Raw genomic sequence first — 17,282 nt, forward strand, 5'->3', positions numbered from 1 at the left:
ATATCAGCCCTCCTCGATGGCGAGCGCCTCGCCGGGTTGGTAGGCGGGGGCTCCCGCCACACGGGTGATGGTGATGGTGCCGAACTCGCGGGGCTGCTCGAGCTCCACCGCGCCGCGCTTGGCGAGTTCGAGAACGGCCAGAAACGTCGCCACGACCTGCTCGGTCGTGGAGTCTCCGTCGAGCAGGTCACCGAAGGTGAGCGTGCCGCGCGCGCTCGTGACGCGGTCGACGGAGGCCACGGTGAGCTCAAGCGGCAGGCGCTTCGGCGCGACGTGCTCCGCCTCGAGCAGAAACGTCTCGCGGCGTCCATCGAGGTCGGCGCAGATGACGGCGAGCCCCCGCAGCGTGATGCCCGCGAGGTAGTCGGGAACGAGGTTCAGAAACTCCGGGTCGGGCCCCGCCACGCGCGGGTGCATGCGGGCTTCGGCCTCCATGCGGGCGCCGAGGGCCGCCGCTGCGCTCTTGAACTGCTTGTAGGCGATCAGACGGGCGATCAGGACCTCCCGCAGGCTCTCGCCGTCGAGGTCCGCGTAGTCCTCGAGGTCGTCATCCTCGGTGGCGCGCCGGCGCGGCTCGTCGTCCGGCACGAGCGAGGCGGCCTTGATATCGAGCAGCGTCGCGGCCACGAGCAGAAAGTCGCTCGCGACATCCAGGTCGAGCGCGCCCAGGCGATCGACCTCGGCGAGGTACTGCTCGGCGACCTCGCTGATGGAGATGGAGCCGATGTCGACCTTCTGGCGGCTCACGAGCTGAAGCAGGAGGTCAAATGGGCCGGAATACGCCTGCGTGGTGACGCGATACGACACGGATTACCCTCCCCCATTGCTGCCCGATGCGGTTTCCCTTCACGATTCTACCGTGTTTGGTGGCGTGTGCGGCGAATTCACAACGCGCGTGGTCTGCCCGCCCCGCTGTGCCCTGTGCCTCCTAGATGCCGAGGGCGAAGGAGAGCAGCGCGTTTGCCGCCGGATAGTACGTGAAGCGGAAGTAGAGGTTCACCAGGTCTATATGGAGCACCGTCGGAAGCAGGTAGAGGACGATGATGAGGATCGGCATGGCGTAGCGCTGGATCTCGTAGTAGGTCTGAAGCGCGCGCCCGCGCAAAAACGGCACGAGGATGGACGAGCCGTCGAGCGGGGGCAGCGGGATGAGGTTGAAGAAGGCGAGCGACAGGTTCACCGACAGGAACGTGAACAGGAAGTTCACGACATGGGGCACGACGGCCAGAAGCGCCGAGCTCGAGCCGGCGGTTGCCAACAGGATGCGGGCGAGCAGCGCGGCGATGACGGCGAGCAGGATGTTCGAGGCGGGGCCGGCAAGCGCCACCAGGACCTCGTCGCGCTTCGGGTGCTTGAGGTTGCCCAGATAGACCGGTACGGGCTTGGCGAACGCGAACACCGGGCCGCCCGCCGCGAGCATGAGCAGCGGCAAGATGACCGTGCCGAACGGGTCGATGTGGTTCAACGGGTTCAAGGAGACGCGGCCGCGCGAGCGCGCCGTCTTGTCGCCGAGCAGGTAGGCCACCAGGGCGTGCGCGCTCTCGTGGATGACGATGGCGAGGATGAGCGCGGCGGCGGTCAAGATGAGCGAGATGAGGTAGTCGACGTTCATGGTGCCCTTCTAGCGGAGTTTGTACGCGATGCGCTGGCAGAAGTAATCGAGGATGAACAGGCCCGCGCAGGCGAGCGCGAAGTCCAGGCGGAAGACGCCGCCGAACGGCGAGGTCACGAGGCCGTAGCCCTGGATGAGGTCGGGCAGCGCATGCGAGAGGTCGATGACGAACCCGGTGATGCCGAGGCGTGCCGCTGCGCTCGGGAAGCACAACAGCACCGTGAGGACGGCGAAGGCGACAGCCGCGATGCGAAACGCGACCGAGAGCACCGTGAGCGCGATCGCCGCCGCCCTACGAACGTCCACGTGCCGTTTCCTCCTCTATCGTCGTCGAGAGCTCGAGCCATTCGTCCTCGAGCGCCGGGATGGACTTCTTCAGACCGTTATATTCCGCAAGCGCCTCGTTGAATTTCTCCTGATCGGCGTAGAGCTCCTCGGAGGCCATCAATTCCATGAGCTCGTCATAGCGGGCACGCTTCTGCTCGAGCTCTCGGTCGACCTTCTTCAGGCGGTCCTTCGTGCCCTTGAGGCGGCGGTTGAGCTCGGTGCGGGCCTCGGCCTCGGCGCGCTTCTGCTCGCGCGTCTTCTTGCCGGATGGCTCCGCTGCGGGCACGCTACCCTCATGGGTTCGGCGAAGCGTGCGGCCTCCCCCGTCGGCCTTCGAGGCGGCCTTTTTGGTGTGTGCCTGCTCGCGCGCCTCGGCCTCAGCCGCCGCGCGGGCGGCGAGGTCCTCGCGTTTGAACAGGTAGTAGTCGTAGTCGCCGTCGAAGACACGCATCTTGCCGTCACGGATGTCCACGATGCGGTTCGCCACGGCGCGCACGAGGTGCTCGTCGTGGCTGATGAGCACGATGGTTCCCGGGAAGCGCTTGAGGGCGTTCTCCAGCATGTCGACCGAATCGATATCCAGGTGGTTCGTGGGCTCGTCGAGACACAGCAGCGCCTCGGGCGCCACGAGCATCTTGGCAAGCGCCAGGCGCGCCCGCTCGCCGCCGGAAAGTACCGAGACGCGCTTGTCCACGTCCTCGCCGGTGAACAGGAAGGCGCCGAGCAAGCTGCGCTGCTGGGGCACGGTCCAGGTGGGGGCGACCGAGTCGATCTCCTGCAGGACGGTGTTCGACTCCTTCATGCCCTCGAGCTGGTGCTGGGCGTAATAGGCGACGCCCACGTTCGTGCCGAGCTCGATGGCGCCCGAGCTCGGGCGCTCGACGCCGGCGATCATCTTCAGCAGCGTGGACTTGCCCGCGCCGTTTGGGCCGACGAGCGCCACGTGGTCGCCGCGGTAGAGCTTGAGGTCGATATCGCTGTAGACGTGCTTGTCCTCATAGCTTTTCGACACGTGCTCGAGCGCGATGACCTGGTCACCCGAGCGCGGCGGGTCGGGGAACTTGAAATCGACGTGCTTGTGGCCCTCGGGCAGGATGACGAGCTCGCGCCTGATCTGCTCGATGCGGCGCATGCGCTCCTGCGCCTGGGCGGCCTTCGTGGGCTTGTAGCGGAACTTGTCGACGAAGACCTGCATGTGGGCGATCTCGCGCTCCTGCGCGGCGCGCTTGGCGCGCATCTGCTCGAGGTTGTCCTCGCGCTGCTTCAGATAGGAGCTGTAGTTGCCCGTGTAGGTCGTCACGCGGCGGTTCTCGAGCGCGGCGACATGGTCGACGCAGGCGTCCATGAACGCACGGTCGTGGGAGACGATGAGGACGGCGCCCTCGTAGTTGGAGATGAAGCCGCGCAGCCACTGGACACTCTCGAGATCGAGGTGGTTCGTGGGCTCGTCGAGCAGCAGTAGATCCGGGCGGCGCAGGAAGAGCTTCGCGAGCGCGATGCGCATCTGCCAGCCGCCGGAGAACTCGCAGCAGGGCTTGTCGAAGTCATCGGGCTTGAACCCCAGGCCCGACAGGATCTGGCGCGCGTTGCTCTCCAGCTCGTAGCCGCCCAGGTGCTCAAAGCGGTCCTGGACGCGGCCGTACTCCTCCAGCATGGCATTGAGCGCGGGATCGTCCGCATCGGCCTCCGCGATCTTCACCTGGAGCTCCTCGGCGCGCTCCCCCATGGAGCGGATCTCGATGGCGGCGTCCATGACCTCCGTGATGATGGGCTTGTCGGAAGCGAGTTTCGTCTCCTGCTCGAGATAGCCCACGTTCACGTCCTTGGCGTAGGTGACCTCGCCGGCGTCCGGCGCATCGATGCCCATGATGATCTTGAGCATCGTGGTCTTGCCGGCACCGTTTGGACCCACGAGGGCGTAGCGCTCATGGGCATTGATCTGGAATGACGCGCCGGAAAACAGCGTGCGGGCGCCGAAGCTCTTCTCGATCTTGTCGACCAAAAGGATCATGATCCGCGTCTTTCTCGAAACATCTCTACATAGCAAAAGGGCTGCAGTTGCCTGCAGCCCTGTCTGTTCGATGGTGGGCGTTACAAGATTTGAACTTGTGACCCCATCCGTGTGAAGGATGTGCTCTACCCCTGAGCCAAACGCCCGTGTGCCTTTCGGCGAAGAAGATACTAACACACAATTCCGGGCGAGCCAACGATAAATTTGAGAAAAGATTTCGCATGCGCCTGACAAGAGGTCATGTTTGCGCCTGCCCGCCTGCGCGAATACCCGGAATCGCTGCGATCCTACAGCCCGAGATGCTCGTCAAGCCAGACGGCGACGCCGTCCTCGCGCACGCTCGGGCAAACGTCGTCGGCGATGCGCTTGATGTGCTCGCCGGCGTTGCCCATGGCCACAAAGGTGCAGGGCACGTCGGCGAACGTGGCGTCGTTGCCCGAGTCGCCGAACGCCACGGCGCGGCGCTCGCCGATACCCAGGTGCTCGCACAGGATGGAGAGCGCAGAGCCCTTCCCCACTCCCTTGCGCGTGATCTCGATCTCGTCGGGGCCGACCTGCGCGATCTCGAGGTCATGGGCGCCCGAGCGCACCAGCTCGTCGAGGACGCGCTGGGTCTCCTCGACGGTCTCGAACGAGGCGCCGAGCTTGTCGGGGCCTTCGACCAGGGTTTCGGTGAGCATGCGCGCCGAGGTCATCACGGCCACGTCGTTTCCCTCCGCAAGAGCGCTTTCGACGAAGCTGAAGCTCTCCCCGGCGGGATGGTCGCGATCGAACATCTTCGCGAGCGTCTCGTCGAAATAGGCCGTGCCGCCGGAGAACATGCTCCACCCGACGCGCGCCCCGTTTGCCGCACGGTTGATGAAGTCGATGGTGTCGAGCGCGAGCGGGCGCGGGAGCGTGCGCTCGGAGATGATGGCGCCCGTACGCGCGTCGCTGACACAGGCGCCGTTCACCGTGATATGCCAGTCGACGAAGGGCAGCGAGGATACATGGCTGCCGAGCATTCCCGTCGGACGTCCGCTCGCGACGGCGGTCAGCACGCCGGCATCGTGGGCAGCAGCGAGGGTGCGCTCAACGCGGGGTGACATGATTTGCTTGTGCGGCTCCGCGAAGATCGTGCCGTCGAGATCGAAGGCGATGATATCGAAATTGGCCATGGTGCTCCTTGGACAAGATGTGACAGGTTGTTGGGGGTACAAAGAACGTGCCTGTGCTGTATTGTGCATATCCGCACACCGATGAATGGGACCGCTCGTTGAATTCATAGGGGTTATAGATAGCGAGTTGCACCGTCGAGCTTCGTCGGGCGCAAACGGATCGTAAACGGAATGCCCGCCATATACGCACGTCGGCCAGGGCGAAAAAAATATTTTGAAATTTCCCCTTGCAAACCTAGTTTGGTTTGCGTATATTATTTCCCGCACCGCACGGGGGCGTAGCTCAGCTGGGAGAGCGCTTGACTGGCAGTCAAGAGGTCAGGGGTTCGATCCCCCTCGTCTCCACCCCTTACGTGTTCAGGGTCATTGCTTTGGCAATGACCCTTTTTTCATCCATGGCTTGGCTGGACGCTGCGTTGGCTGAAGCGCGCGCGGGGCTGATTGCCCGCATCAGGTTCCCTCAAAACGATCCGTGCGAGCGCATTCCCTCGTTCTTTTCATGCCAAGTCACGTGGTCTCTCTGCGGCGATGATTATCGACGGCCTCGCATTCCCGTTTTCAGAAAACTTTTCTGAAAATAGTCCTTGCAATCCCCGGCACGTTTGCGTATATTATTTCCCGCACCGCTTGGGGGCGTAGCTCAGCTGGGAGAGCGCTTGACTGGCAGTCAAGAGGTCAGGGGTTCGATTCCCCTCGTCTCCACCCAAGAGACATCGCAGCCTTCGGGATACCGGAGGCTGTTTTCTTATATCGGGCTCATGGCGCAACGGTTAGCGCAGGGGACTCATAATCCCTGGGTTGCAGGTTCGAATCCTGCTGGGCCCACCCGATCGCTTCAACCCGGGAACATGCGTTTCCCGGGTTTTCTTATCTAGAATAAGCGATACCCAGGTGCTGCGCGCCGGCGAAGCGCTCGTTCTCGAGGTCCCTGCGGAATCGGGAGCGGTTGAAAAGGTGCGTGAGGGCGTCCTCGTAGCTGATCTTGACGAGTGCGCGCTCGATCTCCACATGCTCGGTGATGTCGAGCACGAGCTTTTGGATGATATCACCCTCCCCTGTCGGCGCCACCAAGCGGTTGATGGAGTTCACGAAGCGCGTCGATCCGTCTCGCTGGACGATATGGCAGACGGCCGAAACCGTATCGCCGGCATGGGAGAGCTCTCCCATGCGCCGCGCGAGCTTCACCGCGTCATCGATGTCCATAAGCGGGCAGATGCCCTGACTCCAGTCCTGGGCCTGAAGCTGGGCATCGGAGGCACCCATGAGCTCTACGGAGGCATGGTTGAAAACCTGCAGATGGTAGACGCCTCGTGCATCATGCGCGAAACGCAGGATGCCGCACGACACGGTATCCCGATGCCGCCATCGCCCTCATCGGCACCGATCCAGCTGAAGGGGTCCGCCAGCAGCGCGAGGGCGGCATCGGCGTCGTGTTCGCCATGGTACGCATGGATGATAGAGCTCGCAAGCCCGGCTACCCGATCAGAGGGGTCGGGTGGGCGGATGCGCATGGAGTCAGCCATCGACGTGTCCTTGAGGGGCGGCAAGCGCCCGATATTGTTCCCGACCAAAGTTCACACGAGCAGAGTGGAGGGTGTCAAACGAGACCTTACGTATAAAGGTCATAACCCTATCCGGAGTCAAGGCGCGTAAAGCATGCTGAGGGCTGTTCGCTATTGCGCCGTGCCGACCTTCTGATAGGGGACGACGCGATTGCCCTTGATCAGGTACGAGGCGCGTGCGTACTCGAGCATGGGCCTGTCCACGAGGTTATCGGTATAGAACTCGTCCGGCACCGCGTCGTCGCCGAAGGCGGCCTTGAACGCCCGGACCTTGTTCTCGCCGAAATTGAGGTGCTTGAGCTCGAGCGTATCGTAATCGATGGTGGAGCAGATGCACGTATCGATGCCGAGTCTCCGGCAGATCTCGTCCATCGTGTAGTTGAACGAGGCGGTGATGATCACATCGTCGGGACGGGGCATGTACCACGTTTTGATCTTGTGCATATGCGTGTCCCAAAACGCGTTGACCATGGCCGGGATGTCGTCGAAGGAGGTGAGGTAGCCGTGGACGTAGCGCCTGATCGCGCGCTCCATATCCTCACGGGAGCTGCGGGAGCGCTGGTAGCGCACGAGGTTCTTGATGACGGGAGTGATGTAGCGGAGGTTCGAGGGGCGGTAGCGCAACGAGAAGAGATAGAAGTCGAGCGGGCTCTCGCCGTCGTAGATCGTGTTGTCGAAATCCAGTACGCGCATCGACGGTGCCCTCTCCTCTCCCCTGCCGCCCTGCAGCAGCCATCTTAGGGCATGCGGCAAGACAGGCGCGCTCCCCTTGCGGCATCCTGACACCTTGTTTACAAAGGTCGACTGTCTGTCGACCGATTGTTGCCCTACAGAAGCACTATACCCGTATCGGCGCTTCCTATAGCGAAGCCCCGGCAGCAGGTACCGTGAGGGCCGCTACCGGGGCGAACACAACCGTTTGATGCGCGCGGCGCTATGCGCGCTGGGCGATGACCATCTGCGCTACCGTGTCGACCGCCGTGGCGCGCTCGACATCAGTGCGCTCGCCGGTCGCGCGGACCTTGAGCTCGACGGTGCCGTTGGCAAGACCGCGCTTGCCGACGATGAGCTGGAACGGGAAGCCCATGAGGTCGTTGTCGGCGAACTTCACGCCCGGGCGCTCGGCGCGGTCATCGAACACGACCTCGATGCCGGCCTCGGCGAGCTTGTCGGCGAGCTTCGCAGCCTCCTCGAAGGCCTCGCCCTTCTTATCGAGGGCGATGACGGAGACCTCGAAGGGAGCGACGGAGACCGGCCAGATGATGCCGTTCTCGTCGTTGTGCTGCTCCACGATGGCCGCGAGCGTGCGGGAAACACCCACGCCGTAGCAGCCCATGAGGAAGGGCTTCTCCTCGCCGTTCTCGTCGGCGAACGTGGCGCCCATGGCCTCGGAGTACTTCGTGCCGAGCTGGAAGACCTGCGAGACCTCGATGCCGCGCGCACCGGCGAGCGGACGTCCGCAGTGCGGGCAGGGATCGCCGGCCTTCACGGTCACGAGGTCGGCCCATTCGTCCACCGTGAAGTCGCGGCCCGGGCAGGCGCCGGTGTAGTGGTAGTCGACCTCGTTGGCGCCGCAGGCCCACTTGGTGGACTCGCGCAGGCTCTCGTCGACGACCAGGCGGATGCCCTTCGGCAGGTTCACCGGCCCGATGAAGCCCTTGTGCAGGTCGTTGGCCTCGAGCTCCTCGTCAGTCATGAGGTGGTAGGCGCCGAAGAGGTGCTCAGCCTTGATTTCGTTCAGCTCGTGGTCGCCCGGGACAATGCAGACGACGGGCGTGCCGTCCTCGGCGATGAGGGCGAGCGACTTGCGGGTGCCGTTCTCGGGGAAGCCGAAGAAGGCGGCGACCGCCTCGATCGTGCCCAGTCCGGGGGTGTGGACCTTCTGCAGCGATCCGTCGCCCGGGCCCTCGGTCACGACGACCTTCGTGGCCGCAGCTTCCTCGTCGGCGGCAAAGCCGCACTCATCGCAGTAGACGAGGGCCGCCTCGCCGGCATCGGCAAGCGCCATGAACTCGACGGAGGTGTCGCCGCCGATCTGGCCGGAGTCCGCCACGACGGGCAGGGCGTGCAGCCCCACGCGCTCGCAGATGTTGGCGTAGGCCTGCTTCATGTCGTCGTAGATCTCCTGCAGCGACTCCTGGGTCGCCGAGAACGAGTAGCCGTCCTTCATGATGAACTCGCGACCGCGCATGAGGCCGAAGCGGGGACGCATCTCGTCGCGGAACTTGTCCTGGATCTGGTAGAGGTTCACGGGGAGCTGCTTGTAGCTGCGGAGCTCGTTGGTGATGAGGTCGGTGACGGTCTCCTCATGCGTGGGACCGAGGGCGAACTCGCGATCGTGACGGTCGGTCACACGCATGAGCTCCGGACCGTAGGCGTTCCAGCGACCCGATTCGCGCCAAAGCTCGGCATCGGTCAGGATGGGCATGAGCATCTCTTGCGCGCCGGCGGCATCCATCTCGTCGCGGACGATGTTCTCGATCTTCTTGAGCGAGCGCCAGGCGAGCGGCAGGTAGGAGTAGAGGCCCGCAGCCTGCTTGCGGATCATACCGGCGCGCAGCAGCAGGCGATGGCTCGCGAGCTCGGCCTCGGCGGGATCCTCCTTCAGGGTGGGCGCATAGAGCGCGGACATCTTCATGACGCGGGTTTTGCTAGACACGATGGGTACTCCCTGTGCTCTCGATTGGCCTATCAGACATACAAACCAGCATGATAGCGCATACCGGGAACCTCGGGACCGTTGTCCTCATCGGGGACGGGGCTGTTTGGAGACGCCCCCGATGAGGACAACGGAATTACAGGCGGTCGATCTCCTCCATGAGGGCATCGACGATGTCATCCTCGCTGACCTTCCTTGTGACTTCGCCATGGCGGAAAAGCAGGCCGCACCCGCGGCCGCACGCCACGCCCACATCGGCGTCGGACGCCTCGCCCGGACCGTTGACGACGCATCCCATGACGGCAACCGAGATGGGTTTCGTCACGGTTTGCAGCCGGCGTTCGACCTCGGTCGCGATCGGGATGAGATCGACCTGCGTGCGGCCGCAGGTGGGGCAGCTCACGAGCTCCGGGCCGCGACGGCGGATACCCAGGCACTCCAGAATGCCCCAGGCGACGGGCGGTTCCTCCACCGGGTCGGCGGTCAGCGAGACGCGCAGGGTGTCGCCGATCCCCTCGGCGAGCAGCACCCCGAGCCCTACCGAGCTCTTGATGGTGCCCTGGCGCACCGTGCCCGCCTCGGTCACCCCGAGATGGAGCGGAACCTGCGGAAGCTCGCGGGACAGAGCGCGGTACGTCTCGATGGTCGTGGGTACACTGTGCGCCTTGGCGGAAAGCACGATGTTCGTGAAGCCGCGCTGCTCGAAGTGCTCGACGAAGCGCAGGCTCGATGCAACGAGCTTCTCAGGCTGGGTGAGGTCCGCCCGCTCGGCGATGTCGCGCTCGAGCGAGCCGGCGTTCACGCCGATGCGGATGGCGGCGCCGGCCTCCCCCGCCGCGTCGATGACGGCGTCGACCTTCTCCCAGGAGCCGATGTTGCCGGGGTTGATGCGGAGCTTGGCGGCACCCGCGCGCACCGCGCCGATGGCCAGCCGGTAGTCGAAGTGGATATCGGCGACGATCGGGACGGGCGCCTCGGCGCAAATCTTCGCGAAGGGAGCGAGCGCATCCTCGTCGGGAACGGTCACGCGCACGATGTCGCAGCCCGCATCGGCGAGAGAGCGCACCTGGGCGAGCGTGGCCTGCTCATCATGGGTGTCGGTACAGGTCATGGACTGCACGACGACGGGGGCCCCGCCGCCGATGCGGACGCCGCCCACGATCGCCGCGCGCGTGCGCGCACGCGCCGTATCACGAGTTGCCATAGGTGTGCCTCCCTAGAGCAGGCGCAGGATATCCCCGCGCAGGACGTAGAGGAAAATGAACGCGAACAGCACGATGCCCGCCAACGAGAGCGCGGTTTGGACGCGCGGGGGCACGTCGCGCTTGAAGATCGCCTGGATGATCTCGATCAGGAACTTGCCGCCATCGAGCGGGGGGATGGGAAGCAGGTTCATGAAGCCGAGCGACAGCGAGATCAAGGCGGCGAAGGCGAGGTAGGTGGCAGGCCCGCTGGCGGCCGCCTGCGCGCTCATGACCGAGATGCCGACGACCGATGCGGAGTTGTCGAGCACCTCCATCGTCTTCGACGGCGTGAGCAGCTGCGAGATGCCGGCGACGGTCTGATAGACGTAATCGATGGAGAGCCTGAACGAGTCGGCGATGTTGAGCCGGTATCGCTCGTAGGGAACGTAGATGCCGATGGTGCCGTCTTCCGCAGGCTCGATAGTCACCGAGGCGGACACGCCATCGCGCGTGTAATCAAGGGTCAGCGGCTCGTCCTCGGAGGCGCGCACCTCGTTGATGACGTCCATCCAGGAGTCGACCGCGACGCCGTTCACGGCATCGATCGTGTCGCCTGCCATAAGGCCTGCCGCCTCCGCGGGCGATGACGCCTCGATCGAGCCGATCTGGTTCACGTCGACGGGCACGTCGAACCCGATGATGGAGTAGACGCTCATGAGCAAAAGGATGCCGCAGGCGACGTTCACGAAGATGCCGGCCAAAAGGATCGCAGAGCGGCGGAAAAACCCGAGGCCGAGGTAGGTGTGGCTGCGCTCCTGGGCATAGAACGCATCCTCCCCCATCGTCGGCTCCCAGGCCTCGCCCTCCGCGGTTGCGTGGGCGCGGTCGAACGCGCGGCCGTCGTAGATCGTGTTGCCGGCGGCGTCACGCGGCATGGCGGCGTACGCGCTGGGATAGTACTTGCCCTCCGGTCCGTCGCCCTCAAGATAGCGCGGAGCCACGGAGCCCCAGCTCAGAAGCTGGGCGCAGGCTTCCTGGACGTCATCTTCGGAGAGATCGAGGGCATCTGCGAGCTCTGAGACCCGAACGGATCCGCGTCGATGCACCTCGGCGAGCACGCGCGCGGCGCACGGGGCGGTTGCGTTCTCCATACCGCAGATCGCGGCGTAGCCGCCGAGCAGAATGGGGGTGACGCCGAACTTCGTGCCGATGCGGCGGGAGCGGCGATGGATGTTCACGCGGCAGGGCAGGCCCAAGAAGAACTCCGTCACGCGCACCTTGCAGGCGCGCGCCGCCAAGAAGTGCCCGCCCTCATGGATGAAGACGAGAAACGAGAACGTGAGGACGCCCCAGAAGAGCGCCGAGAGAAAACCGATGATATGGTCCATGGGCAACCTGCCGGATATCGTGAGCCTATCGGGCGGCGAGCATGTGCTCTGCCGTGCGCCTCGCCCAGGCGTCGACGTCGGCGAGCTGCTCGAGCGATTGCACGGGCTCGACGGTGTGCGCGTCCATGCAGCGCTCGACAATCGCATCGATGTCGGTGAACGAGCAGGCTCCGGCAAGGAACGCGGAGACGGCGACCTCGTTGGCTGCGTTCATGACGCAGGGCAGGGTTCCGCGCGTCCGCCCCGCTTGCTCGGCGAGCGCCAGGCAGCGGAACGTCTCGGCGTCGGGCGCGGCGAAGTCGAGCGAGCCGAGGGTGCGGAAGTCGACGCGCGGCGCCGGCGTCGACCAGCGATCGGGGTAGGAGAACGCGTATTGGATGGGAATGCGCATGTCCGAGGCGCCCAGGTGGGCGATCACCGATCCATCGTCGTATTCCACCATGGAGTGGATCTTAGACTGGCGCTGGATGACGATGCGGATAAACTCCATATCGACGCCGAACAGGTGCATGGCCTCGATGCGCTCGAGGCCCTTGTTCATCAGGGTGGCCGAGTCGATGGTGATCTTCGCGCCCATGTTCCAGGTGGGGTGCGCGAGCGCCTCGGCGGGCGTGACGCGAGAGAGATCCTCGCGGGTGCGGCCGAAGAAGGGGCCGCCCGAGCAGGTGAGCCAGATGGCGTGGGCCTGCGCGGCGGACTCGCCCTGGTAGCACTGGAAGATCGCCGCGTGCTCGGAGTCCACGGGAATGAGCTGACCGGGTCGCACGCGGGGCATGAGCAGATCGCCGCCGACGACGAGAGACTCCTTGTTGGCGAGCGCCAGGCGCTTGTCGGTCTCGAGCACGGCGGCGCTCGCGGCGAGGCCCGCGGCGCCCACGATGGCGACGAGCACGCAGTCGACGTCCTCGGCGCAGGCGAGCTCGACGGCCGCATCGGGGCCGATAAGGCAGGTGGTGTGCTCGGGCAGGTCGGCAAGGGCGGCGTCGTGCGCGTGGGCTGGGTCGGTCACGCCGACACGGGCGACGCCGAACTCGCGCGCTGCGGCCACGAGCTCGGCGGTGCGCGCATGCGCCGTCAGCGCCACGACCTCGAGGCGGTCGGCATGCTGGCGGCAGACGTCAAGCGCCTGGGTGCCGATGGATCCCGTGCAGCCGAGAATGGCCACGCGCAGGCGCCCCGCGGGCGCGCCAAGCGGATGCGATGGTGCGAGAACGCTCATAGGACGCCTCCGATCATAAGCAGGAGATAAGCGGTGATGCAGCCGAATATCAGCGAGTCCGAGCGATCGAGCATGCCGCCGTGGCCCGGAATGAGGTTGCCGGAATCCTTCACGCCCACACCGCGCTTGATACGGCTCTCGATTAAATCGCCGAACACGCCGAGGATGGCGACGGCGAGGGAAATGCCGATAGCGAGGACGAGATCGAGGTCGTACAGCCCCGTCGCCCACAGGATGCACCAGATGATCGCCGAGCCGACGAGACCGCCGAAAAAGCCCTCCCAGCTCTTGTTGGGAGAGATCTTGGGCGCCATCTTGTGCTTGCCGATCCGGCTGCCCACGAGGTAGGCGAACGAATCGCTCACCCACAGCGACGCGCAGACCCCCACGGTCAGCAGCGCTCCGGGAAAGCCGGGGATGGCCTCGCGCAGAAGGACGATGGCCGACATCATGAAGCCGGTGTAGATGGGGCCGAACGCCGTCACGGCGACGTCGGCGATGCGGGTGCGCGGCGAATAGACGTACCACAGGCCGAGCGAGAGCACGAGAAGGAAGATGAGCGCGGTGAGCCATAAGGGGTGGACGAGCGCCGAGAGCGGGAACAGGACCGCTGCGGCAAGGCCGAGCAGCTCGTTGGGGACCTTCCCGTCGAGGCGCATCATGCGGTAGAACTCAAAGCAGCACAGCCAGCTCATCGCCGCGACGAACAGCGCGGTGGTAAGTGTGCCCATCAGCAGGCAGGCGATAAACAGGCCGGCGTAGATCAGTCCGAAACCCGCGCGGACGAAAAGGCCGTGGAGCGGATTGCGCGACCGGGTTTCAGACGACGCGTCCTTCTGCTCGCGCACGGTCGATTGTGGTTCTCGAGATGTGTCCAACAGTTGCTCTCCTTGTGCGGACGGCAGGCAGCACCCAAAAGCAAACGCCGATCGAGACGGCTCTCGCCGGCAGACATTGAGCCGGACGTAAGGCTCTGGATCGGCGGTTCGCTACCGCGCAGGTGCGCTCAGCCCTCCGAAGCGGCGGTCGCGGCCCTGGAAGGCGAGGATCGCGCGGATGAGCCCCCAGCGATCGAAATCGGGCCAATAGGTATCGGTGATGTAGAACTCGGCATAGGCGATCTGCCAGAGCAGGTAGTTCGAGACGCGCATCTCGCCCGAGGTGCGGATGACGAGCTCGGGATCGGGAAGGCCGGCGGTATAGAGATGCGCCGAGATCGCGTCTTCGTCGATGTCATCTGCGGTAATCGTGCCGGAGACGACGTCGCGCGCCAGCTCGCGAGCGGCGCGCACGAGCTCGGCGCGGCCGCCGTAGTTGACAGCCAACGCGAGCGTCATGCCCGTATGGTCGCGGCACTCGGCAAGCCCGTACTCGAACACCTCGCGCGTGCGCGACGGAAGCGCCGAGATGTCACCCAGAAAGACGACGCGGACGTTCTCGCGCTTGAGCAGCGGCAGCTCGTCGATGAACGTTTTAGCGAACAGGTGCATGAGGACCGCCACCTCGTGTTTGGGGCGGTTCCAATTCTCCGTCGAGAACGCGTAGGCGGAAAGGACGTCCACGCCGAGTCGGACCGCAGCGGTGATGATCTCGCGCAGCGAGACGATGCCCGCCTTATGCCCCTCGGTGCGGGCAAGGCCGCGGGCGGTCGCCCAGCGGCCGTTGCCGTCCATGATGCATGAGATATGGCGCGGGATCCGATTCATATCGAGGGCGCCCATGTCGATGTCGGCGGGCGCGTCGGCGAAGAACTCGGTGAATTTGTCCTGATCGTATTGCAAGCTAGATCTCCATGACCTCGGCCTCTTTGGCCTTCAGCAGCTCCTCGATTTTCTTGACGTACTCGTCGGTATGCTTCTGGACCTTCGCCTGCTCGCGACGGACCTCGTCCTCGGTGAGCTCCTCGTCGCGATCGAGCTTGTTGTTCGCGTCGCGGCGGATGTTGCGGATGGCGACCTTCGCCTGCTCGGCGAGCTCTCGGCACTCCTTGACGAGCTCGCGACGGCGCTCCTCGGTGGGCGCGGGGAACGGAAGGCGGATGACGGAGCCGTCCGAGGAGGGCGTGATGCCCAGGTCGGATGCGGAGATGGCCTTCACGATGGCGTTGACGAGCGCCTTGTCCCACGGCTCGACGATGAGCATGTGCGCCTCGGGCGTCTTCACGGCAGCGACCTGGGTGATGGGCGTGGCCACGCCGTAGTAGTCGACGGTGATGTCAGCGAGGATGTTCGCGTTGGCGCGGCCCGTGCGGACCTTGCTGAAATTATGCTTCAGGGCCTCGATGGACTTGTCCATCTGGGTGGTGATATCTGCCATGGTTAATCCTCCTGAACGACGACGGTTCCGATGGGCTCGCCCATGAGAGCCCGCTTGATATTCTCCTCGCCCTCGATGTTAAGGACGATGATAGGCAAGTGGTTGTCCTGGCAAAGCGCCGCCGCCGTGGAGTCCATGACCTGCAGGCCGCGGACGAGCACCTCATGGTGCGTGATACGGTCGAACCGGACGGCGTCCTCGTGGGCGACGGGGTCCTTGTCGTAGATGCCGTCGACCTTGGTGGCCTTGAGCAGGCACTCGGCGCCGATCTCGCAGGCGCGCAGCGCGGCGGCGGTGTCGGTCGTGAAGTACGGATTGCCCGAACCGGCGGCGAAGATGACGATATCGCCCTTCTCGAGATGGTTGATGGCGCGGCGGCGGATATAGGGTTCGCAGACCTCGTTCATCTGAATGGCGCTCATGACGCGGCAGGACGCGCCGACGCGCTCGAAGGCATCCTGCAGGGCGAGCGCGTTCATGACGGTTGCGAGCATGCCCATGTAGTCGGCCTGGGCGCGGTCCATGCCCTTGGCGGAACCGGCGAGGCCGCGGAAGATGTTGCCGCCGCCCACGACGATGCCGACCTCGACTCCATCTTTGTGCAGCTGATTGATCTGATGCGCGAGCCGTTCGGTGACATCGGGGTCGATGCCAAAGCGGCCCTCCCCCATCAGTGCCTCGCCTGAAAGCTTCAGGAGCACGCGTTTATAGAGGTAGCCAGACAAGATGTCCTCCTAACGTGATTCAGCTGCAACTCATTCTAGCAGCGTTTGCGATGCCGCCCATGGGGAAATCGGCTGTACGGCTGCGCGCGGGTGCGCCGACGTGCATGGCTTATACCCGCGCATGCGCGTTGCCGTATCGACTCACAAAAAAGCAGGCCATAGACGTTCCATGGCCTGCTTGATGTCACATGACGGGTGAGGTTAGTTCTCGCCGCACACGAGGCGGTCGAACGCGACGACCTTGATGGTGTCGCCGACCTCCTTGGAGGTCTTCTCGGCGTACTGCTTGATCGTCATGTTGGAATCCTTGATGAACTCCTGCTCGTTCAGGACGAAGCCCTTGAAGAACTTCTCGAGACGGCCGTGGGCCATCTTCTCCTGGATGGCCTCGGGCTTGCCGGACTCGGCAGCCTGAGCCTTGTAGATCTCGACCTCGTGGTCGATGGTGGCCTGCGGCACGTCCTCGCGCACGGCGCTGATCGGGGCGGTCGCGGCGACCTGCATGGCGACGTCGTGAGCGAAGGTCTTGAAGGCCTCGTTCTGGGCGGTCTCGGGCTTCTCAAAGGAGAACTCGACGAGGACACCGATCTTGCCGCCCATGTGGATGTAGCTGGAGACGGCACCGGAGGCGGGCTTGCGGATGGCGAAGCGGGAGATCTTCATGTTCTCGCCGATGATGTGGATCATCTCGGTGAGGGCGTCCTGAACCGTCTCGCCGTCCATGTCGGCAGCGAGCAGAGCGTCGACGTCAGCCGGCTCGACATTGCAGGCGACCTCGGCGACCTTGGCGGCGAAGCCGGTGAACTTGGGGTTGGAGCCGACGAAGTCGGTCTCGCAGGCGACCTCGGCGAGCGCGCCGGCGGTGCCGTCAGCGGACACGTAGGCGGCGACAGCGCCCTCGTTCGTGTCGCGGCCGGCCTTCTTGGCGGCAGCGGCGAGACCGTTCTTGCGCAGGATGTCGACGGCGGCGTCCATATCGCCCTCAGCCTCGACGAGCGCCTTCTTGCACTCCATCATCGGCGAGTCGGTCATCTCGCGGAGCTGCTTGACCATTGCGGCAGTGATCTGAGCCATGGATGCTTTCCTTTCGAATCGAAAAACCTCTTAGAGGAAACGTTTCGT

The 17,282-nt window shown here is 64.7% G+C and carries 17 protein-coding genes and 4 tRNA genes; 3 read left to right on the forward strand and 18 right to left on the reverse strand.

The features are described 5' to 3' along the window. Window positions 1-3: 3 nt before the first annotated feature. The 6 genes from H6A21_RS03035 to H6A21_RS03060 form a co-directional block, all read right to left on the reverse strand. Window positions 4-807 (reverse strand): segregation/condensation protein A, encoded by an 804-nt coding sequence (locus H6A21_RS03035; protein ID WP_204560109.1) that lies wholly within the window; start codon window positions 805-807, stop codon window positions 4-6. Between the two features lie 121 nt (window positions 808-928). Next, the gene (locus H6A21_RS03040; protein ID WP_204560110.1) at window positions 929-1,612 is read right to left on the reverse strand and encodes a site-2 protease family protein; all 684 of its coding nucleotides are present in this window, start codon (window positions 1,610-1,612) and stop codon (window positions 929-931) included. 9 nt (window positions 1,613-1,621) lie between these two features. Further along, window positions 1,622-1,918 (reverse strand): hypothetical protein, encoded by a 297-nt coding sequence (locus tag H6A21_RS03045; RefSeq protein WP_204560111.1) that lies wholly within the window; start codon window positions 1,916-1,918, stop codon window positions 1,622-1,624. Next, a complete protein-coding gene (locus H6A21_RS03050; RefSeq protein WP_204560112.1) occupies window positions 1,905-3,950 on the reverse strand; it encodes an ABC-F family ATP-binding cassette domain-containing protein in 2,046 nt (681 codons plus the stop codon). The genes H6A21_RS03045 and H6A21_RS03050 overlap by 14 nt, the downstream gene beginning before the upstream one ends. Before the next feature lie 71 nt (window positions 3,951-4,021). Further along, window positions 4,022-4,096: transfer RNA gene (locus tag H6A21_RS03055), tRNA-Val, on the reverse strand. A gap of 141 nt (window positions 4,097-4,237) precedes the next feature. Next, window positions 4,238-5,107: an HAD-IIB family hydrolase gene (locus H6A21_RS03060; RefSeq protein ID WP_204560113.1), complete on the reverse strand. Its 870-nt coding sequence runs from the start codon at window positions 5,105-5,107 to the stop codon at window positions 4,238-4,240. A gap of 272 nt (window positions 5,108-5,379) precedes the next feature. Between H6A21_RS03060 and H6A21_RS03065 the strand changes: the two genes are divergently transcribed. The 3 genes from H6A21_RS03065 (at window position 5,380) to H6A21_RS03075 (ending at window position 5,932) form a co-directional block, all read left to right on the forward strand. Beyond that, window positions 5,380-5,452 (forward strand) — tRNA-Ala (locus H6A21_RS03065). Between the two features lie 284 nt (window positions 5,453-5,736). Further along, window positions 5,737-5,809, forward strand: a tRNA-Ala gene (locus H6A21_RS03070). A 50-nt stretch (window positions 5,810-5,859) separates the two neighbouring features. Next, a tRNA-Ile gene (locus tag H6A21_RS03075) sits at window positions 5,860-5,932 on the forward strand. Between the two features lie 42 nt (window positions 5,933-5,974). Here H6A21_RS03075 and H6A21_RS03080 read toward each other — a convergent pair. The 12 genes from H6A21_RS03080 to tsf all read right to left on the reverse strand — a co-directional run bounded on the left by H6A21_RS03080 (window position 5,975) and on the right by tsf (window position 17,234). After that, complete coding sequence (locus tag H6A21_RS03080; RefSeq protein ID WP_204560114.1) at window positions 5,975-6,370, reverse strand: hypothetical protein; 396 nt, start codon at window positions 6,368-6,370, stop codon at window positions 5,975-5,977. 5 nt (window positions 6,371-6,375) lie between these two features. Then, window positions 6,376-6,630 (reverse strand): hypothetical protein, encoded by a 255-nt coding sequence (locus H6A21_RS03085; protein ID WP_204560115.1) that lies wholly within the window; start codon window positions 6,628-6,630, stop codon window positions 6,376-6,378. 150 nt (window positions 6,631-6,780) lie between these two features. Beyond that, a complete protein-coding gene (locus H6A21_RS03090; RefSeq protein ID WP_204560116.1) occupies window positions 6,781-7,362 on the reverse strand; it encodes a haloacid dehalogenase-like hydrolase in 582 nt (193 codons plus the stop codon). A 241-nt stretch (window positions 7,363-7,603) separates the two neighbouring features. After that, on the reverse strand, window positions 7,604-9,307 hold the full coding sequence (locus H6A21_RS03095; RefSeq protein WP_204560161.1) for a proline--tRNA ligase: 1,704 nt from the start codon (window positions 9,305-9,307) through the stop codon (window positions 7,604-7,606). A 157-nt stretch (window positions 9,308-9,464) separates the two neighbouring features. Then, on the reverse strand, window positions 9,465-10,532 hold the full coding sequence (gene ispG / locus H6A21_RS03100; RefSeq protein WP_204560117.1) for a flavodoxin-dependent (E)-4-hydroxy-3-methylbut-2-enyl-diphosphate synthase: 1,068 nt from the start codon (window positions 10,530-10,532) through the stop codon (window positions 9,465-9,467). A 12-nt stretch (window positions 10,533-10,544) separates the two neighbouring features. After that, on the reverse strand, window positions 10,545-11,900 hold the full coding sequence (locus H6A21_RS03105; protein WP_204560118.1) for a M50 family metallopeptidase: 1,356 nt from the start codon (window positions 11,898-11,900) through the stop codon (window positions 10,545-10,547). A 25-nt stretch (window positions 11,901-11,925) separates the two neighbouring features. After that, a complete protein-coding gene (dxr, locus tag H6A21_RS03110) occupies window positions 11,926-13,119 on the reverse strand; it encodes a 1-deoxy-D-xylulose-5-phosphate reductoisomerase (RefSeq protein WP_204560119.1) in 1,194 nt (397 codons plus the stop codon). Beyond that, complete coding sequence (locus H6A21_RS03115) at window positions 13,116-13,997, reverse strand: phosphatidate cytidylyltransferase (RefSeq protein WP_204560120.1); 882 nt, start codon at window positions 13,995-13,997, stop codon at window positions 13,116-13,118. Before H6A21_RS03115 ends, dxr begins: the two co-directional genes overlap by 4 nt. Before the next feature lie 111 nt (window positions 13,998-14,108). Further along, the gene (locus tag H6A21_RS03120; RefSeq protein ID WP_204560121.1) at window positions 14,109-14,900 is read right to left on the reverse strand and encodes an isoprenyl transferase; all 792 of its coding nucleotides are present in this window, start codon (window positions 14,898-14,900) and stop codon (window positions 14,109-14,111) included. 1 nt (window position 14,901) lies between these two features. Further along, entirely contained in the window at window positions 14,902-15,435 is a 534-nt protein-coding gene (frr, locus tag H6A21_RS03125) for a ribosome recycling factor (protein WP_204560122.1), read from the reverse strand. A 2-nt stretch (window positions 15,436-15,437) separates the two neighbouring features. After that, window positions 15,438-16,160: a UMP kinase gene (gene pyrH, locus H6A21_RS03130; protein ID WP_204560123.1), complete on the reverse strand. Its 723-nt coding sequence runs from the start codon at window positions 16,158-16,160 to the stop codon at window positions 15,438-15,440. A 201-nt stretch (window positions 16,161-16,361) separates the two neighbouring features. Beyond that, the gene (gene tsf / locus H6A21_RS03135; protein ID WP_204560124.1) at window positions 16,362-17,234 is read right to left on the reverse strand and encodes a translation elongation factor Ts; all 873 of its coding nucleotides are present in this window, start codon (window positions 17,232-17,234) and stop codon (window positions 16,362-16,364) included. Window positions 17,235-17,282: the final 48 nt, after the last annotated feature.

This window comes from Collinsella tanakaei (assembly GCF_016902615.1).
In the GTDB taxonomy this organism is placed as follows: domain Bacteria; phylum Actinomycetota; class Coriobacteriia; order Coriobacteriales; family Coriobacteriaceae; genus Collinsella; species Collinsella tanakaei_A.

Coding starts and splice junctions, on each gene's coding strand:
- H6A21_RS03050 (WP_204560112.1), bottom strand. CDS start 3,950: ATGATCCTTTTGGTCGACAAGATCGAGAAGAGCTTCGGCGCCCGCACG.
- H6A21_RS03085 (WP_204560115.1), bottom strand. CDS start 6,630: ATGGCTGACTCCATGCGCATCCGCCCACCCGACCCCTCTGATCGGGTA.
- H6A21_RS03105 (WP_204560118.1), bottom strand. CDS start 11,900: ATGGACCATATCATCGGTTTTCTCTCGGCGCTCTTCTGGGGCGTCCTC.
- ispG (WP_204560117.1), bottom strand. CDS start 10,532: ATGGCAACTCGTGATACGGCGCGTGCGCGCACGCGCGCGGCGATCGTG.
- frr (WP_204560122.1), bottom strand. CDS start 15,435: ATGGCAGATATCACCACCCAGATGGACAAGTCCATCGAGGCCCTGAAG.
- H6A21_RS03090 (WP_204560116.1), bottom strand. CDS start 7,362: ATGCGCGTACTGGATTTCGACAACACGATCTACGACGGCGAGAGCCCG.
- dxr (WP_204560119.1), bottom strand. CDS start 13,119: ATGAGCGTTCTCGCACCATCGCATCCGCTTGGCGCGCCCGCGGGGCGC.
- tsf (WP_204560124.1), bottom strand. CDS start 17,234: ATGGCTCAGATCACTGCCGCAATGGTCAAGCAGCTCCGCGAGATGACC.
- H6A21_RS03040 (WP_204560110.1), bottom strand. CDS start 1,612: ATGAACGTCGACTACCTCATCTCGCTCATCTTGACCGCCGCCGCGCTC.
- H6A21_RS03080 (WP_204560114.1), bottom strand. CDS start 6,370: ATGGGTGCCTCCGATGCCCAGCTTCAGGCCCAGGACTGGAGTCAGGGC.
- H6A21_RS03060 (WP_204560113.1), bottom strand. CDS start 5,107: ATGGCCAATTTCGATATCATCGCCTTCGATCTCGACGGCACGATCTTC.
- H6A21_RS03095 (WP_204560161.1), bottom strand. CDS start 9,307: ATGAAGATGTCCGCGCTCTATGCGCCCACCCTGAAGGAGGATCCCGCC.